Here is a 26,379-nt window from a genome sequence, read left to right as displayed (position 1 = left end):
CGGACGAGCGCCGTGCTGAGCGAGACGCTAGCCGAGTCGAAGTAGCGCTAGCCGAGTCCGTGTCGAAACCTCTCAGCCACAACGACTTTCGACGGTCCGCGCCAACATCGACGATGACACCCGGCAAGTGACGCGTGTGCCCCTTCGGATGCACGCGCCTCGATGTTCGATTGCATCACAGTTCGACAAGTGCGCTACCATCAAATGCATTGTGGTACAGGGGTTTCGACTCGCTCGTCACTTCGACTCGGCTAGCGCCTCGCTCAGCACGGCGCGCTAGCGCGCGCTAGCGCTCCTCACGGCTCAACCAGCAGATGGAGTGCGACTCGCCCCAACCCGACTACCCCTCCAGCTTGTACCCCAGCCCGCGCACCGTGACGAGGTGCTTCGGATTGCCCGGGTCGGGCTCGATCTTCGACCGCAGCCGTTTGACGTGCACGTCGAGCGTCTTGGTGTCGCCGACGTAGTCGGCACCCCACACGCGGTCGATCAACTGGCCGCGCGTGAGGACTCGTCCCGCATTGCGCATGAGGTACTCGAGCAGGTCGAATTCCTTGAGCGGCAACGTGATCGACTCACCGTTGACGACCACGGTATGCCGCTCCACATCCATCCGCACCGGCCCGGCGTCGAGCACGCCGATCGACAGGTCTTCGTCGAACCCGGCGTCGGCCCCGCGACGCAGTACCGCGCGGATGCGGGCGATCAGCTCGCGGGCCGAATACGGTTTGGTGACGTAGTCGTCGGCGCCGAGTTCGAGCCCGACCACCTTGTCTATCTCGGTGTCGCGGGCGGTCACCATGATGACCGGTACCGACGACCGCTGCCGCAGCGCTTTGCACACCTCGGTGCCCGACATCCCGGGCAGCATCAGGTCGAGCAACACGATGTCGGGGTTGATGCGGTCGAAAGCCGTCAGCGCCTGGCCACCGTCGTTGACGATGCTCGCCTCGAAACCTTCCTTGCGCAGCAGGAAGGCCAGCGGATCGGCCAGTGATTCCTCATCTTCGACGATCAGAACGTGGGTCACCGAGTGAGTTCCTTTGTTTGTGCGTGCGAGGATCCCGAAACGTATCGGCGTTCGACGCCGACCTCCGCACCGGAGGGGTCCGGGCCGCCGGTGGTTCCGGCGAGGTCTTGGGGCACCGACAAGGTGAATGTCGAACCTGTGCCCGGTTTGCTCCACAGAGCGATGGATCCGTTGTGGTTGGCCGCGACATGTTTGACGATCGCCAGGCCCAGGCCGGTGCCGCCGGTAACCCGGGAGCGGGCCTTGTCGACGCGGAAGAACCGCTCGAAGACTCGCTGCTGGTCTGCCGGCGCGATGCCGATGCCGCGGTCGGTGACCGCGATCGCCACCATCGGACGGTCATTCGTCGAGGTCACCCGCCTGCTGACGGACACCGTGGTGTTCGGCGACGAGTAGGCGATCGCATTGGCGATCAGATTGTTCAGCGCGGTCAACAGCAGCATCCGGTCGCCGATCACACTCAGCTCCGACGGCCCGTCGGTGCTCAGGGTGATGCCGACGGCTTCGGCGCTGATCTGCGCGCTGGCCAGGGCGTCGGAGACGAGCGTGTCGACGTCGACCGACTCGAACGCCGACGTCTCGCCGCCCTGCAGCCGCGACAATGCGATGAGCTCGGTGACCATATTGCCCAGGCGCGTGGCCTCGGCTCCCACCCGCCGACCGAAGTGCACGACGGTCTCGGGGTCGTCGGCCGACTCCAACAGCGCCTCGGTCAGCAGCCCGATGGCACCGACCGGCGTTTTGAGTTCATGGGACACATTCGCGACGAAATCCCGTCGGGTCGCCTCCACCCGCAGATTCTCCGAGTCGTCGGCGCCGTAGACCACCGCGTAGCGTTCGGTGTTCTGTTCGACGAGCCGAATCAGGCAGCGCACGGCTTCCACCGGACGTCCGGGTGCGCGGCCGGTCGCGACGAAACCACCGCTGAGCAGTGGCGGCGTGAACTCGAACCGCGCGTCCTCACCGGTGCGCACCACTTGCTCGGCGTACTCCCACACCGCGTCGGCGAGCAGATGGTCGGTCACGAGCCCCAGGTCGCCGGCACGGTCGTTGTGCAATACGACGTCGCGGAATTCGTCGACGACGGCGACGGCCGTCTCGGACTCGGCGACGATCAGATTCAGCATCGCGGCGCGAGTCATGCGGCCGTCGGCCGTTTCGGTGACGATCGTGTCAGCGGACTGACGAACCGAGGTCGGCGATTCCGAACCGGCCTCGGACTCTGGACTCGTCGCCACGGACACCGTGTCGACGCCAACCTCCGAAACACCACGCGAGCGGCCGAACAACATCCACCCGATGAGCACACCAAACAACAAAGCCGGTGCGATCGCCGCAATCACCCAAGCAACGGTCACTAGTGCAGCTTACGGCCCGTTCACCGCGGCAAGCGCCGCTCGCAGCGTTGTTCGGCGAGTGTTCACAAACTGTTCCGCCGGCGTCGACGTCGACCCGGCGAATTCCTGGTAAGCATTTCCCCAGGTCACCGAGCTACGACGAGCCGCTTCACTGCGGAACGGGCGCCGCGAGGTCGGCGTACTCCGGATGCCGCGCGATGTAGTTACGTACGTAAGAACACACCGGAACAACCTTCTTGCCGGAAGCCCGAACGTCGTCGAGGACGAATTTCACGAGCTGCCCCGCAATGCCGCGACCGGCGTATCGCTCCGGAACGACAGTGTGGGTCAACACCACCTGTTCGACCTCGGCGACATAGTCGACATAGCCGACCCGCTCATCGGTCGGCAGGCCGTCTTCATCGACGAAGTAAGCCTCGTACCGCTCTTGCCCAGGTGAATGCTTGACGTGCAAAGTCCCGATCTCTGCCATGTATTCAGAGTAGCGCGCGTCACACGAAAAGTACCGGCGAGAACGGGCGAGACTATTTCCCGCCCTGCGCTGCCACCGCGGCCGCACCCTCGGCCGCCGCTTCCGGGTCGAGGTAGGTGCCGCCGGGATTGAGCGGCTTGAGATCGTCGTCGAGGTCGTAGCGCAACGGGTTTCCGGTGGGGATATTGAGTTCGGCGATGTCGGCGTCGGAGATCCCGTCCAGGTACTTCACTAACGCACGCAGCGAATTACCATGTGCCGCAACGAGAACCGTCTTGCCAGCGCGCAGATCTGCGGCGATGTCGGATTCGAAGTACGGAATGAGCCGCGTCACAACGTCTTTGAGACATTCCGTCAACGGAACCTCGGGCAGATCCGCATAGCGCGGGTCGTCGGTCTGGCTGTACTCACCGGCGGGATCGATTGGGGGCGGCGGAGTGTCGTAGCTGCGGCGCCACAACATGAACTGCTCGTTGCCGTACTTCTGCTTGGTCTCGGCCTTGTTGAGTCCCTGCAGCGCGCCGTAGTGACGCTCGTTGAGCCGCCAGTCGCGGACGACCGGGATCCAGTGTCGGTCAGCGGTGTCGAGCGCGATCTGAGCCGTCGAGATCGCGCGCCGCAGCAGCGAGGTGTAGAGGACGTCGGGCAGCAGATCGTGCTCGACGAGCAACTCGCCCGCCCGGACCGCTTCGGCCTTACCTTTGTCGGTCAGCGCGACATCCACCCAGCCGGTGAACTGATTCGACGCATTCCATTCGCTTTCGCCGTGCCGCATGAGGATCAAAGTGCCGTTGGTCATGGGGACGAGTTTCTCACACGGCGGGTCTCATCGCGCCCGGACACCGGGCTTGGCCACAATGGATCCATGGACGATCCGATCGCCGAACTCGAAGCCGAACTCGCCGACATCTGGCGCCGCGGCCGCGCACGTATGCGCAATCGTGCCCACGCGATCGATCCCAAGCTCGATCCGGCCTGCTACCCGCTCCTAATCGTGCTGACCACCCACGACAAACTGTCGATGTCGGAGATGGTCGCCAAGCTCGACATCGAGAAGTCCACGCTGACCCGACAGATCGACGCCGTGGTCCGACTCGGCCTGGTCGAACGGCAGATCGCCCCCGACGACGGTCGGGTGCGGCTGGTCACGCTGACCGACCACGGCCACGAACGGATGGCGACCGTGGCGACGTCGGCGCTGGCCGAGTGGCGCGATCGACTGACCCGATGGGATCCCGACGAAATCCGAACACTGACCCGCTTGCTCCAGAAACTCGCCGCGGACGAGGTGTAGGCGACTCGACGTAACCATCCGCTCCCCGACATACCAAAGCGAGGCACGAACTCCACCCCGCTCCCCGAGTGCCGAAGCGAGGCACGAGCTTCGGTGTAACGAGGGGTTAGGCGAGACGAAGAACCCTACTCAACCCGAGACACCCTGCAGGACTCGACCCGAGACACCCTGCAGGCGTGCGGCTTTCACAATCGGACCGAGTCATCCCCCTCCCACCACGAAGCTTCGCCACATTGCCATCGGCCCCGACGTCGAGCAGCACTCGCCCATACACGCATTAGTTGCACAACGCAACATATCGGCTTACAATCGACAAGAGACCCGCCCCACCTCGAAGGGGACATCAAATGCGTTCTGGCCCTTTGACTATCGCCGTCGGAATCGACTATTCCGACGAATCCGCCGCGGCTGCACGCTGGGCGGCGACGATGGCCGAGCACCACGGCTGGCCGATGATCCTGGTCCACGGTTTTGCGCCGCCGCTGTTCGTCGGTTCCCTGCCCGGCTACCGTCTCGACGTCGCGCACGACGTCGCCCGCCGCCGCGTCGAATCGCTCGCCGACGATTTGCGCCTCACCTTCCCCGATCTGCATCTTTCGACACTGCTCTCGTCAGACCCCGCGGTGCCGCTCCTCGTCAAAGTCTCCACCGAAGTCGATGCACTGATCCTCGGCCACCACCGCCCCGGCTGGGCGGAGCGGCTGACCAGCACTTCGATCAGCTGCACACTGTCGGGGCTCTCACACTGCCCAGTGGTGACCGTACCGTTCGGACATGTAACACCGCACGGTCCCATCGCATTGGCGATCGACGTCGACGCGCCGTCGCAGCGGGCCTTCGAGGTGGCATTCGATCGCGCCGAACTCACCCACCGCGCCGTCGCGGTGGTCTGCGCGATACCCGATGACCTGTCGCTCGCCGACGTCGAATCCACCTATGCCCGCGCCGATGCCCTGCTCACCCCGTGGCGCAGGCGATATCCAGATTGCCCGACCACCCTGCAACTCATCCCCGGCGAACCGCATCGCACACTGGCCGACGCCGTGCCCGACGCGTCGTTGCAGGTGGTGACCCGGCCACGACTGCGGCACAGTCGAACTCGGTGGATCAGTTCGGTTGCGCGGGCGATGCAGCGGCGCGCGAACAGTCCGATCGCCGTCGTCGAATACGAGCAGGCACCGTGATCCACGGTTTCGCAGAAGTCTGCAGTTAAAGCAGCCCGCTCTCAAAACCCACTATTCTGCAGATTTCCGCTGAGGCGCGGCCCCCACGGCCGGCACATCCAGCGGTCACGATCGGTACCGCTCGGGCACCGGCTCACCTTCAGCGGGCATCGACTCCTTGTCGATGAGGTGCTCGAAGGCAAGCAGATTGTGCAGCGGCTCGCCGCGCGACGAGCGCCACGCCCATTCGCGTTGGATGGAGGTGTGAAAACCCAACTCCAGCAGCGGATTGAAGTCGCCGTCGGCGGCTTCGAGGACCTGTCCGAGCACCCGGTCGAGCTCGTTGCCGCTCAGGGTATCGTCGGAGATCTGCCCGACGAGGTAGATGTCGCCGATGTTGTCGACGGTGTAGGCCACCCCGTACAGCCGCCGGTTGCGTTTGAGCAGGTAGCGGAAGACGCCTTCGAAGTTCTCGTCGGGATGACGGCAGACGAACGCCTCGACGCGCACCCCGTGCGCGCCGCCGGTCAGCAGCACGGTCGTGGACAGTTTTCGTTCGCCCGGCAATTCGAGCACCACGTGCTCGGCCTTGCCGCCGCCCGATCCTTTGCGCGTGTACTCGATCTCCCGCTCATCGAGTATCGCGATCACGGTCTCAATCGTCGACGTCATATCACCTTGTCTCCCAATCAGATTCGTCGACCATGGTCACACGCCGGCCCGGCTGAGCCGACGTCGTCGCCACCTGCGATGCCCGCGCTCGCCCGAGCCTACCGACGCGGTGAAGCTGCGCAGGGCCCGCGAGTAACTCTCCAGCAGTTGGTCCGCGGTGTGCTCCCAGGAGAACTGTTGGGCGTGCGCGCTGGCCGCGCGACCCATCCCCGCACGCTCCGCGGGCTGATCGATCAGCTTCTCCAGTGCGTTGGTCCAGTCTCCGATCGCATGGCCCGCCACCAACAGACCGGTCCGCCCGTTGTCGACGGCCACCCCCAGCCCCCCGACGTCGGCGGCGATCACCGGGATGCCGCAGGCCTGCGCCTCGATGGCGACGAGCCCGAAACTCTCCGAGTAGCTCGGGACGGCGACGATGTCCGACGCCCGGTAGACCTGCGTCAGCTTCGACGGCGGCTGCGGCGGCAGGAAGGTCACGGCGTCGGAGATACCCAGCTGCGCCGCGAGATCTATCAGCGCGGTCGGTCGGTCGAGGCCGCTGCCCGACGGTCCGCCGACGACGAGGACGCGTACCTTGGAGCGTTCGCCGCGGTCGGCGGCGGCGATGATCGGCGCGGCGGCTGCGATCAGCACGTCGGGCGCCTTCAACGGCTGAATGCGCCCGACGAAGGTCACCACCGTCTCATCGTCGGCGACGCCCAGCTCGGCGCGGGCCGCCGCGCGCGATCCTGGTGAATAGCAGTCGAGGTCGGCCCCGGGGGTCACCACGTCGATGCGGGCCGGGTCGGCGTTGTACATCGAAACCAGTTGCGCCGCTTCGGTATCGGTGTTGGCGACGAGCCGGTCGGCCTCGTCGATGACCTGCTGCTCGCCGATCACCCGCAGCATCGGTTCCGCGGTGTCACCTTCGGCGAGCGACGCATTCTTCACCGCCGCGAGAGTGTGCGCGGTGTGCACCAGGGGAACGCCCCAGCGGTCGCTGACCAGCCACCCCACCTGACCCGACAGCCAGTAGTGCGAATGCACCAGGTCGTAGTAGCCGGGGCGCTGCGTGGCCTCGGCGCGTTGCACCCCCGCGGTGAACGCACACAATTGAGCGGGCAGATCACGCTTGTCCAGCCCCTCGTACGGGCCGGCCGCGATGTTGCGCACAGTCACCCCGGGCAGCGGACGTTCGATCTGCGGCTGGGCCGACGACGTCGCGCGGGTGAAGATCTCCACTTCGATGCCGCGCCGCGCCAGACGTTGCGCGGTCTGCGCCACGTAGACGTTCATCCCGCCCGCGTCGCCGATGCCCGGCTGCGCCAGCGGAGAGGTATGCACCGAGATCAGTGCGACGCGACGCGGCCGAGCGGGAAAGGACATGAGTCCAGATTAGTCAGCAACGGATCATCGTGGTGACCGCATCCGACCGAGCATTGACACTTCAACAGAAGTGTCTCATTATCCATACATGACCTCTGATCTGTTGCACGACGTCGGATACACCCTCCGATCCGCGCAGACGTGGCGCGATCCCTACCCGATGTACGCCGCACTGCGAGCTCACGACCCGGTACATCACGTGGCAGCAACCCCCGAGCAAGACGATTTCTGGGTCCTCACCCGCCACGCCGACGTCCTCGCCGCCGCTGACGACCCGGCGACCTTCTCCTCCGCGCAGGGTCTGACCGTCACCCGCGGCGAGATCGAGGCGATCGGCATGGCCGACAACCCGCCGATGGTGATGCTCGACCCGCCCCGACACACTCAGTTCCGCAAACTCGTCGCCCGCGGCTTCACCCCGCGGCAGGTCGGTGAGATCGAACCGAAAGTCCGAGCCTTCGTCGTCGAACACCTCGACGCCCTGCCGCACGACGGCCCCGTCGACATCGTCGGAGAACTGTTCAAGCCACTGCCGTCGATGGTCGTCGCACACTACCTCGGTGTGCCAGAACAAGATTGGGGTCGCTTCGATGCCTGGACGCAGTCCATCGTCGGCGCGACGTCGGGCACCGGTGGCATGGCCGCGGCCATCACGTCGGCCGGCGATGCGACGATGCAGCTGCTGACCTACTTCACCGAACTCATCAGTCTCCGCAAAACCGAGCCCGGCGACGACACCGTCTCCCAGCTCGTCTCCGCCGGCCTCGCCGACGATCCCGCCGACCCGTCGGGACTGCTGTCGATCCTGGCGTTCACGTTCACCATGGTCGCGGGCGGCAACGACACCACCACCGGCATGCTCGGCGGCAGCGTCGAATTGCTGCACGCCCATCCCGAGCAGCGTCGGGCATTGGTCGACGACCCGGACCTCATCCCCGACGCCGTCGACGAACTCCTGCGCCTGACGTCCCCCGTTCAGGGCCTCGCGCGCACCACCACCCGCGACGTCGAGTACCGCAACACCCCGGCCGGGACCGTGACGATCCCCGCCGGCAGCAGAGTATTGCTCTGTTACGGCTCGGCCAACCGCGACGAAGCGTGGTTCGGCGACGACGCCGCGCACCTCGACGTCACCCGGCGTCCACGCAACATCATGACCTTCAGCCACGGCAACCATCACTGCCTCGGCGCCGCGGCCGCCCGCATGCAGGCGCGGGTCGCGCTGACCGAATTGCTCTCCCGCTACCCCGACTTCGCCGTCGACGCCGCCGGCATCGAGTGGGCCGACGGGAACTACGTTCGACGCCCCGCCCACGTCCCGTTCTACCCCGTCCCCGATCCGCGATGACCGCACCCGACTGGATCGGCGGGCGTGCCGAACTCGCCGCCAACCGGATCCTCGACGTCGCCGAACAACTCTTCGTCAGCGACGGCGTCGGCGCAGTGACGATGCGGCAGGTCGCCGGCGTGGCGGGCTGCTCGCGCGCGACGCTGTATCGCTATTTCCCGAGCCGCGAAGCGCTGCACGCCGCGTATGTGGAGCGTGCGTCGGGACAGGTCGCGCGGGCGGTGATCGCGGCCGTCGGCGACGCCGACGATCCCATCCTGGTCGGCATCACCACGGCCCTGGCCGGGGTACGTGCCAACCCCGCGCTGTCGGCGTGGTTCACCCCGGACGTCGCGGGCACTGCCACCGACCTCGCGTTGTTGTCGCCGACGATCGAACGGATCGTCGTGCAGTTTCTGCGTGGATCGTCGAGCTCGCCCGACGACTCCGCCGCATTGCGCGCGCAATGGCTCGTCCGGGTGATCGTGTCACTGCTCGCGCGACCCGCGGAGTCGCCACAGGTGGAGGAGCAGCTGCTGCGCAGATTCGTGCTGCCGGTCATATAAGTCCGCGACGATTTGTGCCGTCCCGGAGTTCCTCTAGAGTTGTCGGTAACGATTATCATTAGCATCAACCGACGGAGGCACTTGTGCGGCGCACACTCTTGGCGATCACCGGGCTGCTGGCTGCGACGACAGTCGCCCTCACCGCTTGCAGCGGCGAATCAGCGTCGAACGACGGCAAGGTCTCCGTCGTCACCTCGACGAATGTGTGGGGGTCGGTGGCGCATGCCGTGGCGGGCGACCATGCGACGGTCACCGCCCTGTTCACCGGCGCGGGCGCGGACCCGCATGAGTTCGAGCCGTCGCCGACCGATACCGCCAAGGTGGCCGACGCCGGCATCGTGCTGCTCAACGGCGGGCATTACGACCAATATCTGGAGACGGCCCCGACCGGCAACGGCGCCACCGTCATCAACGCCTTCGAACAGTTGCCGGCAGCGGTGCGTACCGCCAAAGGCGCCAACGAGCACGTCTTCTACAACTTGACCGTGGTGCGGACCGTCGCGGACAAACTCGCCGACGCACTGGCCGCCAAGGACGCCGCCAACGCCGCCGCCTACCACGCCAACGCGCAGAAGTTCACCACCGCCCTGGACGGGCTGAGCAGCAGGCTCGCCGGAATCAAGAAGAGCCACAACGGAACCAAAGTCGCACAGACCGAACCGCTGGCCCTGTACCTGCTCACCGACGCCGGGCTGATCGACGCCGCGCCCACCGGCTTCACCTCGGCCGTCGAGGAGGGGCAGTCGCCGTCGGCCGCCGACCGCGCGACTTTCGAGGACTTGCTGACCAGCCACACCGTACATGCGCTGCTCTACAACACCCAGGCCGTCGATTCGGTGACCGAAGCGATCCTCGCCGTCGCCGGGAAGGCTAATGTGCCAGTGGTGAGACTCACCGAGACCCTGCCCGACGGAGTCACCGACTATGTCGCGTGGCAGAGTGCGCAGATCGACGCCATCGCCAAAGCGGTTGGAGCGTGACCGGCGCTCCAGCCGTTAGAATTCGCAACGGCCGGTTGGCCTTCGGAGCCCGAACGCTCTGGAACCAGCTCGACCTCGACATCGCGCCGGGCGAGTTCATCGCCGTCCTCGGCCCCAACGGGTCCGGCAAGACGTCGTTCCTGCGCGCGCTGCTGCGCCAGATTCCGCTCACCGCGGGTGACCTCGACATCGTCGGGCCGGTCGGCTACATCCCGCAGCAACACGCCGACGACGCCGATCCGATGGCCATCCGCGGCCGCGACCTCGTCGGCTTCGGCGTCGACGGCGGCGCCTGGGGTATCGGCTGGCGCGGACGGTCCCGGCGTCGAACACTGGTCGACGCCGCACTCGCCGAAGTCGGGGCCGCACACTTCGCCGACTCGCCGCTCGGCCTGCTCTCCGGCGGCGAGCAGCAGCGGCTGCGCGTCGCGCAGGCGTTGACCCGCGATCCGCGAGTTCTGCTCTGCGACGAGCCGCTGTCGAGTCTGGACCCCGCCAATCAGCAGTTGGTGGTCGAGTTGATCGATGCTCGACGCCGGACCGCCGACACCGCGGTGGTGTTCGTGACACACGAGATCAATCCGATCCTCCCCTACGTCGATCGGGTGCTCTACCTCGTCGGCGGCACCGCCGCTGGGGCGGGGCGATTCCTCGTCGGGCCGCCCGACGAAGTCATGACGAGCGCGACGTTGTCGGCGCTGTACGGGCGCGAGATCGAGGTGGTTCGAGTGCGCGACCGATTGTTGGTGATCGGCGGCGAAGACTCGCACCACTGCGATGATCTGACCGGCGAACCGTTGACGGGGCACAATCAGGCGACGCTGCTGCGCGCCGTACATCGGGCCGGCCGCGGATGACCACTCTGGCAACCGCCGACTTCAGTCAGTTCGGCAACCTCGACGCGACGTCGTATCTTCTCTCCCGGGATTTCGTGCTGCAATCGATGTTGGCGCTCGCGCTGCTCGGGCTGCTCGGCGGCATTCTGGGACCGATCATCGTCGCGCGGCAGATGTCGTTCGCGGTGCACGGCGTCAGCGAACTGTCGATCACCGGTGCTGCGGCCGCGCTGTTCGTCGGGGTGAGCGTCAACGTCGGGGGCGTGATCGGTGCGGTGATCGCCGCCGTCGTGTTCGGATTCCTGGGAAACCGTGCGCGCGAACGTGATTCGGTGATCGGTGTGGTGATGGCCTTCGGGCTGGGCCTCGCGGTGCTGTTCATGTCGCTATACGGGCGCACCGGTACGGGGTTCGCACTGTTGACCGGTCAGGTCGTCAGCGTCGGGACCGGCGGACTGACCGCCATCGCCATCACCGCCGCCGTCGTGCTGGTCGGCATGGCGATCATCTACCGTCCCCTGCTCTTCGCCAGTTCCGACCCGCGGGTGGCTCAGGCCGCGGGCGTGCCGATGCGGACGCTGTCGATGATCTTCGCGGTGCTGATGGGTTTGGCCTGCGCTCAGGGCGTGCAGATCATCGGGGCGCTGCTGGTGATGTCGTTGATGATCACGCCGGGCGCCGCGGCCGGCCGGTTGAGCTCCAATCCGGCTGTGGTGACCGGACTTTCGATCGTCTTCGCCGAAGTCGCGGCCGTCGGCGGGTTGGTGTTGTCGTTGGCGCCGGGACTTCCGGTGTCGGTGTTCGTGACGACCATTTCATTCGTGATCTACCTGGTGTGCCGCTTCGGCAATCGCGCCCGCACCCGAACTCAGCGTTCTTTCCAGAAGTCTGCGGAATAGGCGGTCGATGCCTGCCACATTGCGACAACCCTACGGCCACTTCGCCGGCGGCTCCGCAGCAAGATAGGACAATATCAGCGGATTGAACACCTCTGGCGCCTCCAGCGGCAGAATATGTGTTCCCGGCAGCACCGCCAACCGGCCGTTCGGCAGCGCGTTCACGACGTCGATCGTGTGCGCAAGCTCGACGACGTCGTTGTCCGCCTGGATCACCAGCGTCGGGTTATGCACCTGCGCGAGCTGGTCGAGCGGCAGATCGGGCTCGGCGGTGATCAACGCCATCGTCTTGTCGAGAACGGTGTCGAAATGTTCCGGGCCGTCGGGCGACGCGACGTCGTAGTAGGTGCGGAGCATCTTGATCGTCGCCGGATCCCGGGCTAGCACGGCGTCGAACCACGTGTCCGCCTTGGCGCCGGAACGGTTGAAATACTGCCCGACGAGCACCATCCGCCCGACGAGTTCCGGCCGTGTCATCGCGACCAGCAGCCCGACGACGGCTCCGTCGCTCCAGCCGACGAGGTGCGCGGGGCGGTCCAATACCGCTTCGAGGTAGTCGATGGTCTCGGCTGCCATGTCGAGGTAGCTGAAGGGTTCGACGTGGTCGGGGCTGTGGCCGTGACCGCTGCGCTCGGGCGCCAGCACTCGCAGTCCGGCAGCCCCGAAGTCGGCGAATTGTGCACCCCACGTCGCCGCCGAGGCGAACGCGCCGTGAAGCAGAACAACCGGATTGCCCGCGGGATCACCTCCGTCGTAGTGCCAGATCCGGCGGTGTCCCAGGGTCAGGTAGGTACCGCCGTCGACGGTCTCTTCAGTGTTCGCGTCCATACTGTTCTCAAGTCTCGCAAATGACGACCGGGTTGAGGGGAACGATTGCGACTCGAAAAGACAACATCTCGCGCGTGCGCCGCATTCGCCCTGGCCGCGACGATCGTCGTGGTAGTCGCGTGCGGTTCCCCCGGGCCGACGTCCCCGACGTCGCCACCCACGACGACCGGCAGCCAGGCTTCGACGACGTCCCCCGACACACCGACGCCCGAGACGCCGCCGGCATCCGAGACGTCCGAGACCACCACTCCGGACCCGCCGCCGCCGTACATCGACCATGTGCAGTGGGCCCAGACCGACGTCGGCGCGAGCCTGCAGGTCTATCCCACCCCGGCGGGCCGCCAGGCGAGCGCGGAGACCGCGATGGCGCAGGCGTGGCATGAAGTGCTCGTCCTGGCCCCGACCGCGAACACGCCGACGATGAAGGCCCAGTTCGACTGCCACTGGACTTTCGCCCGCCTCGTCGACCCGACGAAGGCGAGTTGGAATCTGGAGCCGTCACGCCCGGTGGTCACCAGCGATCAGATGATCGCCGCGCGGTGCAATCCCGGCGGGGCCGAGGAAGGCCCCGCCCATTGAGCCTCGATCGATCGACGGCGGGCACCTCCGCTGGTTGAGCCTCGGTTGAGCCTGGTTTCACCGGTCCGGGCACTGCATCTGCTGGTTGAGCAGCGAGGAGCGTAAGCGCGCCGTACTGAGCGAGGCGCTAGCCGAGTCGAAGTGACGAGCGTGTCGAAACCTCTGTACCACAATGCATTTGATGGTGGCGCACGTGTCGAACTGTGATGGTATCAAACATCGAGGCGCGTGCACCCGTAGGGGGCACACGCCTCACTTGCCGGGTGTCATCGCCGATATTGGCGCGCATCATCGAAAGTCGTTGTGGCTGAGAGGTTTCGACACGGACTCGGCTAGCGCTACTTCGACTCGGCTAGCGCCTCGCTCAGCACAGCGCTCGGACCGGCTCAACCAGCAGAGCGGCGCTTCGGCCGGCGGATCCAGGTTGAGCCGTGGGGAGCTGTCCGGCGCACCGTCCTACCCGACGAGCTGATGCAACTTGTGCCACGCTTCGCGACGCACCGACTGCGGATTCCGCTCGACGTGCGGTGGCACGTCGAGCACCATCACGCTGCGCGACGCGTCGTCGTACTGCGGCCACTGCTTCTCCGGGGTACCGGTCCGCGCGAAGACCGACCAATGCCGCTGCACCTGCCGCGTGATGCGGGCGGTGTTGCGCCACTCACCGGCGGCCAGCCCGACGCCGAGCGCCATCCGGAACGCGCCGAACACCGCGAAGAGCTCGGTCGCGTGGGTGGCGCCCAGGCCCACCCAGCGCAGCACCTTGGGGTCGTAGTCGTAGCGGTAGACGAATGTCGGCGAGTGCTGCATGTGCCCCTCCGCGAACGGCATCATCGCACCCCAGAAGATCGCGTCGCCTGCCATCCGGATGTTCGCCCGCGGGTGACCGTCGTTGTAGACCGCGATCAGTGCGGCCCGCTGCTCGGGATCCTTGACGCCGAGCAGCGCCTCGTCGGCGCCCGGCAGCACACTCATCATCTTGGCGAACAAGTTCGCCTCGTCCTTGTTCGTGCCGATGATCAGGGGCACCCGGTGCGTCTGCCCGGCGAGGGCCGCGTGAACCGGCCGCTTGGGCAGGTAGTCGCCGTCGATGACCGGACCGAACGGGATGAACGCATCGGCGCCCGCCCGCACCGCGAACCGCGAGAGTCGTTCGCTGGCCTCGTGGATCTCCCGGCCCGACGCCTGCGTGAGCAACTGCTGCGCCTTTTCCGGGCTGATCGGGTCCTCGGTACGTTCCATGGTCCGCGACTTACGGTCGGGGTCGGCCAACAGACGAAGGAATTCGTCGGCGAACACCGCCGCTTCCTCGGCGTCGACGACGAGCCCCAGTGCCGGGCTCTCGCTGATCGCCCTTGCGAACAGTCCCTCGGCGGCCGGGGCCGTCAGCAGCGCGGTGACCGCCGATCCGCCCGCGCTCTCGCCGAACACCGTCACATTCGTCGGGTCACCACCGAAGGCGGCGATGTTGTCGCGCACCCATTCGAGTGCGGCCACCTGGTCGCGGAGGCCGTTGTTGCTGGTGAACGTGCGTTCCGGCGTCGAGTAGGCGCTGAAATCGAGGTACCCGAACGCCCCGAATCGGTATTGCGCCGTGACGACGATGACGTCGCCGTCGCGGGCGAGCAGCGAACCGTCGTAGAGCGGGGTGGCAGCGGTACCGAGAAGATAGGCACCACCGTGGATGAACAGCATCACCGGTCGTGGCGACGACGATCTGCGTTGCGGCGCAAACACATTGAGAGTCAGGCAGTCTTCCCCCATCGGCCAGAACTTTCCCGGCGCGACGGCGGTGAACTCACGGCGCTGAATCTCGGCTTTGCCGTATCGGTCGGCGGCCCGGACTCCGGGCCAGTTGGCGGCCGGCTCGGGAGCCCCGAATCGACGCTGCGCCACCGGCGGCGCGGCGAACGGAATTCCCCTCCAGCTGACGCTTCCCGCGCGGGTCCGTTTGCCGCGCACGCCGGCCACCACGCCCTGGCTGGTGACGACATTTACATCGTTGGCTGTCATATCGACCAACATAACTCACCGGTAGTGCCCAGAACTATGATGAACGGCATGTCTGTAATCGATCTCAATGCCGACCTCGGTGAGGAGATCGGCGACGACGCGGCGATGTTGGCCGTCGTGACCAGCGCGAACATTGCTTGCGGCTTCCACGCCGGCAACCCGACTGTGTTGGCCGCCACGTGCCGGGCCGCGGCCGCCAACGGCGTGCGCATCGGCGCCCAGGTCTCCTATCCCGACCGTTCCGGTTTCGGCCGACGCTTCATCGACATGGCCTTCGACGACCTCGTCGCCGACGTCGTCTACCAGATCGGTGCGCTGTCTGCGCTCGCTCACGCCGCCGGGTCTGCGGTGACCTACGTCAAACCGCACGGTGCCCTCTACAACACCGTGGTCCACCACGAGCGACAGGCAGCCGCCGTCGTCGAGGCGGTGCGCAGCGTCGACGCCGGGTTGGCGGTCATGGGGCTGCCGGGCTCGCAGGTCCTGCACGACGCCGCCGCCGCCGGCCTGCCGACGATCACCGAGGCGTTCGCCGATCGCGGGTACCGCCCGGACGGCACGCTGGTTGCGCGCACCGAACCGGGAGCCTTGGTCACCGACAGCACCGACGTCGCCGCACGAGTGGTGCAGATGGTCACCACCGGCACCGTCGTCGCCGTCGACGGATCGACGATAGACGTTGCGGCACAATCGATCTGCCTGCACGGCGACACACCGGGCGCCGTCGCGCACGCACACGCGGTGCGGCGCGCGCTCGCTGACGCGGGTGTCGAAGTTCGCGCGCCGGCCCAGGCCTGACGCCCGAGTGCCCGCACCATATCCACCGAGACTGCGACGGTGATCGCCGTCGTTGCCGACACCCTTGACTGCAGCCGTCCGCCGCGAACAAACATCCGACGGCGACGATCAACCGACGCCACCCGCGGCCACAGAGTTGGGTGACCGCGGGGCGGGCGTCGTGTCTGGGGTCGTCTACCCCAGCGCCGCAGGCCTACTGGGGCGCTACTTCTTCCAGGAGTAGAGCGCGGTATCGGGGAGCGTTCCCTCCGGGGTGAGCGAACGCAGTCCGACTTCGGTAATCGCGGCCGTCTTGCTGGTCGTTCCGATGAGCGCACACAGCTTCCGCGGCTTGTCGGCAGCGCCAGGCTCATTGCCGCAGGCCTTGACTGAGCCGAAGGTGATCAGTTGGCTCGCCGCACTTCCGTCGGATGACGTCGCCAAGTATTGAGGATCGATGTAGTCGACTGCCGGATACTTGTCGATGTCGGTGGTGATGTCCGTGTATTCCGGCTGAACTTCGGCGCGCACCAGGAATACCCGACCGATCTTTTTCAGGTCGTCCGAGTTGAATTCCGTCAAGTCGGAAGCACTCGCTTGATCGATTGCCGTGACCGTATATTTGAATTTACCCGTCTCACCACCGTTGGCGAACTCCAGAGTCGCGGCGTCGCCGACCTTCAGAACTGTGCCGACCGGTGTCAGGACAATCGCCTTGGGTGTGGTCGACGAAGTGACCAGCGGGTTCTGGGGTTTGACTATGCCGTTGTCAAACGTCGAGAGGTAGGATTCGTAGGTGCTTATCGGCGTGCCGCTGTCCACACCGCGGCACAGGTCGATCATCGACTTGAAGGTCGTCTTCTGGGACGCCAACAAGCGCTTTTCCTCGGCAGAATTCTTCGAATCGATCGCCGAATTCCAGGCCTTATTTGCTGTTTCGGAGTCAGCGGCGAGTTTCCCGAGGGCGGCACTCCCGTAATGCGGAGTCACTGTCATTGCAAGATCTTCCGCAGGGATCTTCAAGTCAGATTCGTTTCCGGTGGCAGCATAGTTGCCGAGACGTTCGGCGATCTCCATCCCTGAGCCCAGTGCAATTGCACAGTCGGAGCCGGTGAGTCCGGCTGCCGCGGTCGATGTCTTGGCCGAGTCTCCACCGCCCCCACAGCCCGATAGTCCCAGCGCACAAGCAACGACGGCGCCCGCTGCGATCAACGACCTCGCACGATATGAGTTCATGATGCGACCGTCACTTCTTCAACGATGCGATAATGACGCCGCCAGCCAGCATCAGAAGAGAGCCGACGATTGCGAGATACACTCCAATACCAAGCTTGAAAGCACCGTCAACGAACACTGCACTCACAATTGCACCTGCGACACCGATTACCGGGATGATGAATGTCGGACGTACCCACTCGGCGCTGTATCTACCAATAAATCGTGCGACAACTACGATCAGCATCCCGATGCCCGCGGCCAATACCGCCCAGTGAATCTTCGACGACTCGAATGTCACCTCAGTACTGGCCGTGCTATGCGTCGATCCGAACCCGTTGATCGTTGCGTCGTTGTCGTCTTTGGCTATATACCATACCAGCGGATACGATGCCAGCGCAAGAATCGCACCCACGAGCGCGATAACGGCACCGATAGAGAATCCGGCGAAGGGATTGCCCTGCTCGCCGCTGGGAGCCTGCTGCGTTTTCCCCTGCGGTACTCCGGTCTGCGGTAATTGATCCGTCAACTTCGTTCCTCCCCGAGATATAGCACGAAGGCGCTCGCCCCCGCGCACAGTAATATACGCCATCATTCCTACTTCGACCGCGCGGCGGACGCGTTACCCGACTGGCCACTAGACCGCATACCGAGTTCACAGTGCGACAAATCGGCCGCAGGGTGCGATTCATCACCGCAGGCCGCAGCAGCCGAGCTGCGACTACTCCGCCGACAGCGCTGGCATCAACGGCTTCAACGTCGTCAGTGCCTCGACGCGCCCGTCGACCTCGTCCCAGAGATCCGACCATTCGGTTCCCGTCGCCCAACGTCTGCGGCCCGTACGACTCATCGACCGGCGGTCCACCGGGCACCAGCGCAGCGACGGTTGCCACGGCAGAAATGATCGCTGAACACCGATCAATCTCCAGATAGTCCTCGTCTCCGGTGTCGAAGGCCCCGCCGATCGAAGTGTGCCCGGTCTCCTACCGGAAATCGCGCACGCACGTCCAACCGGGGTCGTCGAATATGTCTAACTGTGCTCCGCAAGCACGCGCCCAGGCCTCGATCGCCGACAGGTCGGCGTCCGGCCGCAGAAAGAGGTGCAGACGCCGTTGCGCCATCCCGGTCACCGATGCCACAAACGCGTCATCCGGCACCTGTGCCTGCAATGCGTCCTCAGCCGAGACCAACTGCTCGAATACCCCGTCGCCCGGCAGACCGTCCTCGCGCGCGGGGTAGTCACGCACGGCGACGACCGCCTGCGTCGCCAACGGGTCGTCCAACCACGAAAACGGTCGACGCACGTTCACCACGAGCGGGCCGTCCGGCGTCTGAGCCGATAACAGCACCCACTCATTCACCGGGGCACGAGCCGCCAGCGAGTTCACGATCTCGACCACCGACGCGGCGTCGACGCCGTCAGTGGGGTTGTCGGTCAACGATTCCACCCCCGCGACCCACCGTTCGACGCCGTCCTCACCGAGGAGCCAGTCGAGCATCAAGAATGTCACCGAGTTCACGTGTTCACCGTCGAGCCGCCTGAACGCGGGATGGTAGACGCCGACCTGGATCAGCCAGTGCTCCTCGTCGACGAAGATACGAAAACGACTCTGCGACAACGACACCGCTATACCGTCGATCGCCAACTCGTGCCCGAATGCCGACGGGTCGGCACTCTTGGCCGGGGCGAACTCGAAAGCCGATGACTCCGGCGCACAATCGAACCAGCGCTGCGCGGCGGCTCGCGGCCGCGGCCGTCCGCCACCGGTGACCGTCAGCCGGTGCTCAGCATCGTCGCCCGGCCCGAACTCCCATGCCAAGTCGCGATCGATCCGCTCGATCCGCGCGGTGAGCTCCGGCAGCAGATCATCGAAATCCCCTGTCGCCAGGGCTGTTTGCGACGCCGCCTGTCCGCGCTGCGTCCACCACACCCAGAATTCGGTCTCCGGGTCAGCCACCTCTCAGGCTCCCCAGCCTCGCCGCTGCCGCGCGAACTCCGCCAGCACCACACCCGCGGCCACCGATGCGTTGAGGCTTTCGAAGTCGCCCGCCATCGGAATCGACAGGATCGAGTCGCAGGTCTCGCGGACCAATCGCGATAGTCCCTTACCTTCCGAGCCGACCACGATCACGGTGCCACCGGTGCCGTCGTAGTCGTCGAGGGTCACGTCGCCGCCGGCGTCGAGACCGACGATCTGGGTGCCGTTGGCCGCCCAATCCTTCAGTGTCCGAGTGAGATTCGGCGCCTGCGCGACGGGCAGCCGGGCCGCGGCACCCGCGCTGGTCCGCCAAGCGACGGCGCTGACGCTCGCGCTTCGACGCTGCGGGATCAGCACGCCGTGACCGCCGAACGCTGCGACCGAGCGAATGACCGCGCCCAGGTTGCGGGGGTCGGTGATGTTGTCGAGCGCGACGAGCAACGGCGGTTCGCCACTCGCCACGGCATCGCGCATCACGTCCTCGGGATGTGCGTACTGGTACGGCGGCACCTGCAGCGCGATGCCCTGGTGCATTCCATTCGTCGACTGCCGGTCCAGCTCGGGTTTGGACACCTCGAGAATGGCGATGCCGCGGTCACCCGCGATCTTCACCGCCTCGGTGACGCGCTCGTCGGGCTCGATGGTCGTCACCAGATACAGTGCTGTCGCAGGCACTTTCGCCCTCAGACACTCGACGACGGGGTTGCGTCCGAGCACATACTCGAAGGCGTCGTCGTCGCGCCGGTTCCGCTGCGGGCGTCCGGCAGCGGACTTCGCCGCCGCCCGCGCCTTCTTGTGGGCGGCGTGGTACGGGCGGTCGACGGCTTTCGGTGTCGCGCCGCGTGCTTCGAGGCCGCGACGACGCTGGCCGCCGGACCCGGCGACCTGTCCCTTCTTGGTACCCGTCTTGCGGATCGCACCCTTGCGCCGAGAATTTCCGGCCATGTCTACTCCTTGCCCTTCAGCGCCCATTGGGCGCCGTCGGGGGTATCGGTGACCTCAATACCCGCGTTCGCCAAGCGATCTCGCACGGCGTCCGCGGTGGGCCAGTCTTTGTCGGCACGCGCACGCGTCCGACGGTCGAGTTCCGCGCCGACGAGGACGTCGAGCGCATGCGTCGCGGCTTCATCGTGGGCGGTGTGGCCGCCCCAGTGTGGATCGAGGGGGTCGACGCCGAGGATTCCCATCATCGCCCGCACCGCCGACGCCGCGCGCACGGCCTCGGTGGCCTGCCCGGATTCCAGCGCCGAATTCCCTTGCCGCACAACGTTATGGATGACGGCGAGCGCGGCAGGCACGCCGAGGTCGTCGTTCAGGGCGGCGGCGAACTCATCGGTTACCTCACCGGCGATCACCGCCCCGGCCCGCGAATTCACTCGCTGCACAAAGGATTCCACGCGGCGATAGCCGGCGGCCGCTTCATGCAGGGCGGCTTCGGAATACTCCAGCATCGACCGGTAGTGCGCACTGCCGAGGTAGTACCGCAGTTCGACCGGCCGCACCCGCTTGAGCATCTCCGGAATCGCCACGACGTTGCCGAGCGATTTGCTCATCTTCTCGCCGCTCATGGTGACCCAGCCGTTGTGCAGCCAGTACCGCGCGAACGGGTCCCCGGCGGCTTCACTCTGCGCGATCTCGTTCTCATGGTGCGGAAACACCAGATCCATTCCGCCGCAATGGATGTCGAACTCCGGACCGAGTAAGCCGGTGGCCATCGCCGAGCATTCGAGATGCCAGCCGGGCCGACCGTCGCCCCACGGCGTCGGCCAGGACGGCTCGCCTTGTTTGGCCGCCTTCCACAGGGTGAAGTCACGCGGATCCCGCTTGCCGGTACCCGCGCTCTCGCCCTGGTGGACGTCGTCGAGTTTGTGCCCGGACAGTTGACCGTAGTCGGGGAAGCTCAGCACATCGAAGTAGACGTTGCCGTCGGCGGCGTAGGCGTGCCCACGGTCGATGAGCCGCTGCATGTAGGTGACCATCTGCGTGACGAATCCGGTGGCCCGGGGCTCCGCCGACGGCGGCAGCACGCCGAGCGCGTCGTAGGCGGAGTTGAACGCACGCTCGTGCGTTGCCGCCCATTCCCACCAGGGGCGTCCGGCGTCGGCCGCCTTGCGCAGGATCTTGTCGTCGATGTCGGTGACGTTGCGCACGAAGAGCACATCATTGCCGAGGTAGGCCAGCCAGCGTCGAAGCACGTCGAAGGCGATGCCGCTGCGGACGTGACCGATATGCGGAACACCCTGAACCGTTGCGCCGCATAGGTACACCGAGACGTGGCCGGGGCGCAACGGGGAGAAGTCACGCACCTCACGGGCTGCGGTGTCATACAGGCGAAGGGTCACGACGTGCCATGTTACCCGGCAGAGGTCGCCGATCAGGCGACTGGGCGCGTTTGCGTCGAACCGATTCGGGTAGTCAGCCGTCGACGACGAGCGCGGTCGCGACCGCCGCGATCCCCTCGCCCCGACCGGTCATGCCGAGTCCGTCGGTAGTCGTCGCCGACACCGACACCGGAGCACCCAGCGCCTTCGACAACGCCTCCTGGGCTTCGATACGACGCGGCCCGATCTTCGGTCGGTTGCCGATGACCTGCACCGCGCCGTTGGCCACCGTCAGCCCCTTCGCGGCCACCAGCGCTGCGACGTGTTGAAGCATCGCCACGCCGGATACGCCCGCCCATTCCGGACGTCCCGTGCCGAACACTGCCCCGACGTCGCCGAGTCCGGCGGCCGAGAGCACGGCGTCGCACAGCGCATGCGCCCCGACGTCGCCGTCCGAGTGGCCCGCACAACCGTCGTCGTCGGGGAAGTAGAGCCCGACCATCCAGCAGTCGGCACCCGCTTCGACCGGGTGCGCATCGGTTCCGATTCCGACTCTCACGGCAGCTCCTCGGGTCCTGATTCGGCGACGACGCCGCGCGCGATCCGCAGATCCCACGGTGTCGTGATCTTGAATGCGAGAGCGTCACCGTCGACGACGTGCACCGGGATGCCGCATCGTTCGACCAGCCCGGCATCGTCGGTGGCGAGGCCCGACGCGGCGTGATAGGCGCGTGTCAGTGCGTCGACGCTGAAACCCTGCGGTGTCTGGATTGCCCGCAGCGTTTCTCGATCGACGGTCGCCTCGACGGTCGTCTGTCCGGCATCCGTGGCGACCCGCTTGAGGGTGTCGACCACCGGCAGCGCCGGCACCACGGCGTCGCAGCCGCCGGATACGGCCACGATGATCCGATCGAATACCGACGCCGGAGTGAGTGGGCGTGCGGCGTCGTGGACGAGTATGGCCTTGGCATCGGGGGCGAGTGCGAGCACGTGGTCGATGCCGGCCCGGACCGAGTCGGTGCGCTCGGCGCCGCCCGCGGTCACCGAGACGCGGGGCCGCGCGAACATCAGATCCAGCCGCGCCCGCGCCACCAGATCGGCGGGAACCACGACCACCACGACGTCGACAGCAGGTAATTTCGCGGTCCGCGCGACAGCGTGTTGAAGAATTGTGCGATCGTCGAGCTTGACGAAGGCCTTAGGCACCGACTCGCCGAGTCGTTGACCGGAACCCGCGGCGACGACGATGACCGCGGTGGGGCCCGACGGACGTCCCGTCGGCTTCAAAGCCCCCGACGGACGAGCTCCCGTCGAGCCCGAGTTATCAGCTCGCCGCACACCGGGCAGATAGTGGACGTTCACGCGGCGCAAAACCCCCGTTGCATCAGACCGCCCGGCGAGGAGCGCATGCGCCTATTTCGCCGGGCGGGATGGCCAGAGCCCTAGGCCCGCAAGCCGTGTGAAGTTTGTCGCCGACGTCAGGACGCCGCGGCGAGCACCTCGTCGAGAATGATGGTCGCCTTCTCGTCGTCGGTGTTCTGAGCAAGTGACAGCTCGTCCACGAGCACCCGACGCGCGTGGGTCAGCATGCGCTTCTCGCCCGCGGACAGGCCGCGGTCCTGGTCACGGCGCCAAAGGTCGCGAACGATCTCGGCAACCTTGATGATGTCGCCGGACATCAACTTCTCCTGGTTGGCCTTGAACCGGCGCGCCCAGTTGGTCGGCTCTTCGGTATGCGGAGCCCGCAGAACCTGGAAGACCTGGTCGAGTCCTTCTTCGCCCACGACGTCGCGAACACCGACGTATTCAAGCTTCGACGAAGGGATCTGAACAGTCATGTCACCGTCCTGAACCTTCAGGACGAGGTATTCGACAGCTTCACCCTTGATGGTCCGGGTGACGATGTCCTCAACCCGAGCAGCACCGTGATGCGGGTAGACAACGGTGTCGCCAACTTTGAAATTCAATGTTCCGTGCCCCTTTCGAGTAAACCCAGTCTAACACGGGCGTCTGACTCCCCTGAACCAACGGTGCAGGTCACAGGACTAGTTGGGGGCTTCGCCGCTGGCCAGGGCACTGCTACGGATCGTAGTAGTCTGTGGCGCAGGCCACCACGGCCGCCATGTCCGCACCGCTGGCATCACCAATCTTGCGACCCGGGCAGACATACGCCCGGACCGCCCACTACGCTGCGTAGTGCAGGTTGTCATCAAGACTTTTTTCGCACACTGGGAGGAACGGTGTCCGTGCATACTCACTCCAAGCGTCGGCTCACGTCGGCGTTCGCGATCGCGGCCGTTGGTATCGGAGTTGCGCTGAGCAGCACCGGATGCGGCGCCGGGCAGGTTTCTCAGAGCGCGAACCAGGCCGCCGCCGTCAACGGCGCCGCGATGAACTTCGGCGCGCTCGCTCTGCGCGACGTGCAGATCCTCTACCCCGAGAAGAAGGCCGGTGAGGTCTTCGGCAACGGCGGTCCGTTCACGATCGTCTTCGTGATCAGCAATAACAGCCCGGACAATTACTACCGCCTCGACAAGATCACCGCGCCCAAAGGTGACGTCACGATCGTGAACCCGATCGGTGACCGCATCGTCGCACCGAACGGCGTGCTGCGGGCCGGTTCTCCGGTCGGACTGCTCACCGACGAAGCCAAGACGGCCACCGGCACCAAGGACACCAACACACCCAAACGCCTCGTCGTCACCCTCGACAACGCGGGCAAGACCGTTGCCGCGGGCCTGACGACCAAGCTCCACTTCACCTTCTCGGTGGCCTCGGTGGTCCACAAGGACGACTTCGGCCCCTTCAAGGCCGAGGTGGCCGGTGTGCTGACCGACACCGTCACGGTGGACACGCCCGTCGACGCCGGTCCCTACCTGGAACGTCAGGACGTTCCGCGAGAGGCCGAGGCGCCCGAGGACACCCACTAGCGCAACCGACGCACCGCGTCGTCACGCCCCATCGACACGTCTTGTCGGTGGGGCGTCTTACGCTGTCGGACATGGCCAAACCCCGGACGACCTTTCGCTGCACCGCCTGCGGCAACCAACCGCCCAAATGGGTGGGCCGCTGCACCGAGTGCGGCGAATGGGGCACCGTCGACGAGGTGAGCGTCGTCGCCTCGACCGCAGCGGTCAAGGGCCGCTCGACCGGCGTCGTCGCACCGTCGAGCCCGGCCAAACGGCTCACCGAGATCGATCCGCAGACCTCGGCGGCCTTCCCGACCGGAATCGGCGAACTCGACCGCGTGCTCGGCCGCGGCGTCGTACCCGGTTCGGTGATTCTGCTCGCGGGCGAGCCCGGCGTCGGAAAGTCGACGCTGCTCCTCGAAGCGGTCAAACAGTGGGCGCGGCAAGGCAAGACGGCCCTATATGTGACCGGTGAGGAGTCTGCCGGGCAGGTCCGGCTGCGCGCTGAGCGTACCGGTGCGGTACACGAAAACGTCTTTCTCGCAGCCGAATCCGACCTGTCCACCGTCCTCGGACACGTCCTGGAAGTGTCGCCGACGCTGCTCATCGTCGACTCCGTGCAGACGATGGTCGCCGCCGACGTGGACGGCGTCACCGGCGGCGTGACCCAGATCCGCGCCGTCACAACGGCATTGGTGTCCCTCGCGAAGAACAACGGCATCGCGGTGATCCTCGTCGGACACGTCACCAAGGACGGCAACGTCGCCGGGCCGCGGTCGCTGGAGCATCTCGTCGACGTCGTGCTGTCGTTCGAGGGTGATAAGCATTCGAGCCTGCGGATGGTGCGCGGCATCAAGAACCGATTCGGCGCTGCCGACGAGGTGGGCTGTTTCGAGCAGCGCGAGGACGGCATCCACGAGGTCGCCGACCCGTCGGGGATCTTCGTGCAGCACCGCGACCGTTCGGCCGAGGGATCGGCGACCCTGGTGACGATGGACGGCAAGCGCGCGCTCGTCGGCGAGGTGCAGGCGCTGGTCAACAAGACCGATATGCACAACCCGCGCCGCGCGGTGTCGGGTCTCGATTCATCAAGGGTCGCGATGGTTTTGGCGGTCATCCAAGCGCGGCTGCAAGTCAAGGAGCTGAGCCAGCACGAGGTCTACACGTCGACCGTCGGCGGCATGCGAGTCACCGAGCCGGCGGCGGATCTGGCGATCGCCCTCGCCGTCGTATCCGACCACAGCAAGCGAATGATCTCCCCGCACACCGTCATCATCGGCGAGCTGGGCCTCGCCGCCGAGGTACGTCGGGTCGCCGGAATCGGCAAACGGCTGGCCGAGGCGAAGCGCCTGGGCTTCCACCACGCGGTCATCCCCGCTGGGACGCCGAACGACGAAGTGCCCAAAGGGATCTCGATCCGCCGAGTGAGCCATCTCGCCGAGGCGGTCGACGCCGCCCTCGGCAGCCGGAACACGCGCCGACCCAAGGTCGAGGAGGTGCAGGACGCACCGTTCTGACAGCCGAATCACCCCACCGCTCCCCGAGTGCCGAAGCGAGGAACGAGCTTCGGTGTAACCGCACACCGCTCCCCGAGTGCCGAAGCGAGGCACGAGCTTCGGTGTAACCGCACCCACCGCTCCCCGAGTGCCGAAGCGAGGCACGAGCTTCGGTGTAACGAGGGGTCTGGTGAGCCGAAGAACCCAACCAGGCAACGAGCCTTCGCGACCGCACCCCACCGCTCCCCGAGCCCGGATCAACCGACGGTACCCCCTGCGCTGGTTGAGCCTCGGTTGAGCCTA

The 26,379-nt window shown here is 66.2% G+C and carries 28 protein-coding genes; 11 read left to right on the top strand and 17 right to left on the bottom strand.

Translation table 11 applies throughout. The features are described from left to right. Window positions 1-340 precede the first annotated feature (340 nt). The 4 genes from HH308_RS21945 to HH308_RS21930 form a co-directional block, all read right to left on the bottom strand. Complete coding sequence (locus HH308_RS21945; RefSeq protein WP_170196386.1) at window positions 341-1,030, bottom strand: winged helix-turn-helix domain-containing protein; 690 nt, start codon at window positions 1,028-1,030, stop codon at window positions 341-343. Then, on the bottom strand, window positions 1,027-2,388 hold the full coding sequence (locus tag HH308_RS21940; RefSeq protein ID WP_170196385.1) for a sensor histidine kinase: 1,362 nt from the start codon (window positions 2,386-2,388) through the stop codon (window positions 1,027-1,029). Before HH308_RS21940 ends, HH308_RS21945 begins: the two co-directional genes overlap by 4 nt. Before the next feature lie 148 nt (window positions 2,389-2,536). Then, the gene (locus tag HH308_RS21935; RefSeq protein ID WP_170196384.1) at window positions 2,537-2,860 is read right to left on the bottom strand and encodes a GNAT family N-acetyltransferase; all 324 of its coding nucleotides are present in this window, start codon (window positions 2,858-2,860) and stop codon (window positions 2,537-2,539) included. A gap of 52 nt (window positions 2,861-2,912) precedes the next feature. After that, complete coding sequence (locus tag HH308_RS21930) at window positions 2,913-3,659, bottom strand: phosphoglyceromutase (RefSeq protein WP_170196383.1); 747 nt, start codon at window positions 3,657-3,659, stop codon at window positions 2,913-2,915. Window positions 3,660-3,725: 66 nt separating this feature from the next. On the opposite strand from HH308_RS21930, the gene HH308_RS21925 reads away from it, so the two are divergent. Both HH308_RS21925 and HH308_RS21920 read left to right on the top strand, forming a co-directional pair. Further along, window positions 3,726-4,154 (top strand): MarR family winged helix-turn-helix transcriptional regulator, encoded by a 429-nt coding sequence (locus HH308_RS21925; protein WP_170196382.1) that lies wholly within the window; start codon window positions 3,726-3,728, stop codon window positions 4,152-4,154. Between the two features lie 347 nt (window positions 4,155-4,501). After that, a complete protein-coding gene (locus tag HH308_RS21920; protein ID WP_170196381.1) occupies window positions 4,502-5,338 on the top strand; it encodes a universal stress protein in 837 nt (278 codons plus the stop codon). 105 nt (window positions 5,339-5,443) lie between these two features. Here HH308_RS21920 and HH308_RS21915 read toward each other — a convergent pair whose 3' ends face one another. After that, window positions 5,444-5,989 (bottom strand): type III secretion system chaperone family protein, encoded by a 546-nt coding sequence (locus tag HH308_RS21915; RefSeq protein ID WP_170196380.1) that lies wholly within the window; start codon window positions 5,987-5,989, stop codon window positions 5,444-5,446. Between the two features lie 36 nt (window positions 5,990-6,025). Continuing rightward, on the bottom strand, window positions 6,026-7,354 hold the full coding sequence (mshA, locus tag HH308_RS21910; protein WP_170196379.1) for a D-inositol-3-phosphate glycosyltransferase: 1,329 nt from the start codon (window positions 7,352-7,354) through the stop codon (window positions 6,026-6,028). A gap of 88 nt (window positions 7,355-7,442) precedes the next feature. Between mshA and HH308_RS21905 the strand changes: the two genes are divergently transcribed. The 5 genes from HH308_RS21905 (at window position 7,443) to HH308_RS21885 (ending at window position 11,962) form a co-directional block, all read left to right on the top strand. Beyond that, the gene (locus HH308_RS21905; protein ID WP_170196378.1) at window positions 7,443-8,702 is read left to right on the top strand and encodes a cytochrome P450; all 1,260 of its coding nucleotides are present in this window, start codon (window positions 7,443-7,445) and stop codon (window positions 8,700-8,702) included. Then, window positions 8,699-9,247: a TetR/AcrR family transcriptional regulator gene (locus HH308_RS21900; protein WP_170196377.1), complete on the top strand. Its 549-nt coding sequence runs from the start codon at window positions 8,699-8,701 to the stop codon at window positions 9,245-9,247. The genes HH308_RS21905 and HH308_RS21900 overlap by 4 nt, the downstream gene beginning before the upstream one ends. Window positions 9,248-9,330: 83 nt before the next feature. Continuing rightward, the gene (locus HH308_RS21895) at window positions 9,331-10,227 is read left to right on the top strand and encodes a metal ABC transporter solute-binding protein, Zn/Mn family (RefSeq protein WP_170196376.1); all 897 of its coding nucleotides are present in this window, start codon (window positions 9,331-9,333) and stop codon (window positions 10,225-10,227) included. Further along, window positions 10,224-11,084 carry a metal ABC transporter ATP-binding protein gene (locus tag HH308_RS21890; protein ID WP_170196375.1) on the top strand — a complete coding sequence of 287 codons (861 nt, stop codon included), beginning with the start codon at window positions 10,224-10,226 and terminating at the stop codon, window positions 11,082-11,084. The genes HH308_RS21895 and HH308_RS21890 overlap by 4 nt, the downstream gene beginning before the upstream one ends. Continuing rightward, window positions 11,081-11,962 carry a metal ABC transporter permease gene (locus HH308_RS21885; RefSeq protein WP_170196374.1) on the top strand — a complete coding sequence of 294 codons (882 nt, stop codon included), beginning with the start codon at window positions 11,081-11,083 and terminating at the stop codon, window positions 11,960-11,962. Before HH308_RS21890 ends, HH308_RS21885 begins: the two co-directional genes overlap by 4 nt. Window positions 11,963-11,992: 30 nt before the next feature. On the opposite strand, the gene HH308_RS21880 is transcribed toward HH308_RS21885, so the two are convergent. Further along, a complete protein-coding gene (locus tag HH308_RS21880) occupies window positions 11,993-12,787 on the bottom strand; it encodes an alpha/beta fold hydrolase (RefSeq protein ID WP_170196373.1) in 795 nt (264 codons plus the stop codon). A gap of 45 nt (window positions 12,788-12,832) precedes the next feature. On the opposite strand from HH308_RS21880, the gene HH308_RS21875 reads away from it, so the two are divergent. Continuing rightward, entirely contained in the window at window positions 12,833-13,366 is a 534-nt protein-coding gene (locus HH308_RS21875; protein ID WP_246284769.1) for a DUF2599 domain-containing protein, read from the top strand. A gap of 456 nt (window positions 13,367-13,822) precedes the next feature. Here the strand turns inward: HH308_RS21875 and HH308_RS21870 are convergent, their stop codons facing one another. After that, window positions 13,823-15,379 (bottom strand): carboxylesterase/lipase family protein, encoded by a 1,557-nt coding sequence (locus HH308_RS21870; protein ID WP_246284768.1) that lies wholly within the window; start codon window positions 15,377-15,379, stop codon window positions 13,823-13,825. A 48-nt stretch (window positions 15,380-15,427) separates the two neighbouring features. Here HH308_RS21870 and HH308_RS21865 point away from each other — a divergent pair, with 48 nt between their 5' ends. Then, window positions 15,428-16,177: a LamB/YcsF family protein gene (locus tag HH308_RS21865; RefSeq protein ID WP_246284767.1), complete on the top strand. Its 750-nt coding sequence runs from the start codon at window positions 15,428-15,430 to the stop codon at window positions 16,175-16,177. Between the two features lie 204 nt (window positions 16,178-16,381). On the opposite strand, the gene HH308_RS21860 is transcribed toward HH308_RS21865, so the two are convergent. From HH308_RS21860 to HH308_RS21820, 9 genes are all read right to left on the bottom strand, one after another. Continuing rightward, window positions 16,382-17,233: a hypothetical protein gene (locus HH308_RS21860; protein ID WP_170196371.1), complete on the bottom strand. Its 852-nt coding sequence runs from the start codon at window positions 17,231-17,233 to the stop codon at window positions 16,382-16,384. A 169-nt stretch (window positions 17,234-17,402) separates the two neighbouring features. After that, window positions 17,403-17,900, bottom strand: a complete 498-nt coding sequence (locus HH308_RS21855) for a hypothetical protein (protein WP_170196370.1) — start codon at window positions 17,898-17,900, stop codon at window positions 17,403-17,405. A gap of 192 nt (window positions 17,901-18,092) precedes the next feature. Beyond that, the gene (locus tag HH308_RS30265) at window positions 18,093-18,221 is read right to left on the bottom strand and encodes a hypothetical protein (RefSeq protein WP_281363005.1); all 129 of its coding nucleotides are present in this window, start codon (window positions 18,219-18,221) and stop codon (window positions 18,093-18,095) included. Window positions 18,222-18,354: 133 nt separating this feature from the next. Further along, complete coding sequence (locus HH308_RS30520; protein WP_170196368.1) at window positions 18,355-19,329, bottom strand: DUF695 domain-containing protein; 975 nt, start codon at window positions 19,327-19,329, stop codon at window positions 18,355-18,357. A 3-nt stretch (window positions 19,330-19,332) separates the two neighbouring features. Next, window positions 19,333-20,295: a 23S rRNA (guanosine(2251)-2'-O)-methyltransferase RlmB gene (rlmB, locus tag HH308_RS21840; RefSeq protein WP_170196367.1), complete on the bottom strand. Its 963-nt coding sequence runs from the start codon at window positions 20,293-20,295 to the stop codon at window positions 19,333-19,335. A gap of 2 nt (window positions 20,296-20,297) precedes the next feature. Continuing rightward, window positions 20,298-21,692, bottom strand: a complete 1,395-nt coding sequence (gene cysS, locus HH308_RS21835; protein WP_170196366.1) for a cysteine--tRNA ligase — start codon at window positions 21,690-21,692, stop codon at window positions 20,298-20,300. A 73-nt stretch (window positions 21,693-21,765) separates the two neighbouring features. After that, on the bottom strand, window positions 21,766-22,230 hold the full coding sequence (ispF, locus tag HH308_RS21830; RefSeq protein WP_170196365.1) for a 2-C-methyl-D-erythritol 2,4-cyclodiphosphate synthase: 465 nt from the start codon (window positions 22,228-22,230) through the stop codon (window positions 21,766-21,768). Continuing rightward, the gene (gene ispD, locus HH308_RS21825; protein ID WP_170196364.1) at window positions 22,227-22,958 is read right to left on the bottom strand and encodes a 2-C-methyl-D-erythritol 4-phosphate cytidylyltransferase; all 732 of its coding nucleotides are present in this window, start codon (window positions 22,956-22,958) and stop codon (window positions 22,227-22,229) included. The genes ispF and ispD overlap by 4 nt, the downstream gene beginning before the upstream one ends. Window positions 22,959-23,149: 191 nt before the next feature. After that, entirely contained in the window at window positions 23,150-23,638 is a 489-nt protein-coding gene (locus tag HH308_RS21820) for a CarD family transcriptional regulator (RefSeq protein ID WP_170196363.1), read from the bottom strand. A gap of 273 nt (window positions 23,639-23,911) precedes the next feature. Here HH308_RS21820 and HH308_RS21815 point away from each other — a divergent pair, with 273 nt between their 5' ends. Both HH308_RS21815 and radA read left to right on the top strand, forming a co-directional pair. After that, window positions 23,912-24,601, top strand: a complete 690-nt coding sequence (locus HH308_RS21815; RefSeq protein ID WP_312870791.1) for a hypothetical protein — start codon at window positions 23,912-23,914, stop codon at window positions 24,599-24,601. Window positions 24,602-24,672: 71 nt separating this feature from the next. Next, window positions 24,673-26,097 carry a DNA repair protein RadA gene (radA, locus tag HH308_RS21810; RefSeq protein WP_170196362.1) on the top strand — a complete coding sequence of 475 codons (1,425 nt, stop codon included), beginning with the start codon at window positions 24,673-24,675 and terminating at the stop codon, window positions 26,095-26,097. Window positions 26,098-26,379: the final 282 nt, after the last annotated feature.

The organism is Gordonia asplenii (assembly GCF_012933505.1).
Classification (GTDB): Bacteria; Actinomycetota; Actinomycetes; order Mycobacteriales; family Mycobacteriaceae; genus Gordonia; species Gordonia asplenii.
This window is presented reverse-complemented; position numbering and strand designations above follow the sequence as displayed.

What these genes read in the sequence shown, in the direction of transcription:
- HH308_RS21905 (WP_170196378.1), top strand. Translation starts at nt 7,443, where the DNA reads ATGACCTCTGATCTGTTGCACGACGTCGGATACACCCTCCGATCCGCG.
- HH308_RS21860 (WP_170196371.1), bottom strand. Translation starts at nt 17,233, where the DNA reads ATGGAGATCGCCGAACGTCTCGGCAACTATGCTGCCACCGGAAACGAA.
- HH308_RS21930 (WP_170196383.1), bottom strand. Translation starts at nt 3,659, where the DNA reads ATGACCAACGGCACTTTGATCCTCATGCGGCACGGCGAAAGCGAATGG.
- radA (WP_170196362.1), top strand. Translation starts at nt 24,673, where the DNA reads ATGGCCAAACCCCGGACGACCTTTCGCTGCACCGCCTGCGGCAACCAA.
- HH308_RS30265 (WP_281363005.1), bottom strand. Translation starts at nt 18,221, where the DNA reads ATGAGTCGTACGGGCCGCAGACGTTGGGCGACGGGAACCGAATGGTCG.
- rlmB (WP_170196367.1), bottom strand. Translation starts at nt 20,295, where the DNA reads ATGGCCGGAAATTCTCGGCGCAAGGGTGCGATCCGCAAGACGGGTACC.
- HH308_RS21900 (WP_170196377.1), top strand. Translation starts at nt 8,699, where the DNA reads ATGACCGCACCCGACTGGATCGGCGGGCGTGCCGAACTCGCCGCCAAC.
- HH308_RS21935 (WP_170196384.1), bottom strand. Translation starts at nt 2,860, where the DNA reads ATGGCAGAGATCGGGACTTTGCACGTCAAGCATTCACCTGGGCAAGAG.
- mshA (WP_170196379.1), bottom strand. Translation starts at nt 7,354, where the DNA reads ATGTCCTTTCCCGCTCGGCCGCGTCGCGTCGCACTGATCTCGGTGCAT.
- HH308_RS21870 (WP_246284768.1), bottom strand. Translation starts at nt 15,379, where the DNA reads ATGACAGCCAACGATGTAAATGTCGTCACCAGCCAGGGCGTGGTGGCC.
- HH308_RS21925 (WP_170196382.1), top strand. Translation starts at nt 3,726, where the DNA reads ATGGACGATCCGATCGCCGAACTCGAAGCCGAACTCGCCGACATCTGG.
- HH308_RS21865 (WP_246284767.1), top strand. Translation starts at nt 15,428, where the DNA reads ATGTCTGTAATCGATCTCAATGCCGACCTCGGTGAGGAGATCGGCGAC.
- HH308_RS21915 (WP_170196380.1), bottom strand. Translation starts at nt 5,989, where the DNA reads ATGACGTCGACGATTGAGACCGTGATCGCGATACTCGATGAGCGGGAG.
- HH308_RS21880 (WP_170196373.1), bottom strand. Translation starts at nt 12,787, where the DNA reads ATGGACGCGAACACTGAAGAGACCGTCGACGGCGGTACCTACCTGACC.
- HH308_RS21885 (WP_170196374.1), top strand. Translation starts at nt 11,081, where the DNA reads ATGACCACTCTGGCAACCGCCGACTTCAGTCAGTTCGGCAACCTCGAC.
- HH308_RS21920 (WP_170196381.1), top strand. Translation starts at nt 4,502, where the DNA reads ATGCGTTCTGGCCCTTTGACTATCGCCGTCGGAATCGACTATTCCGAC.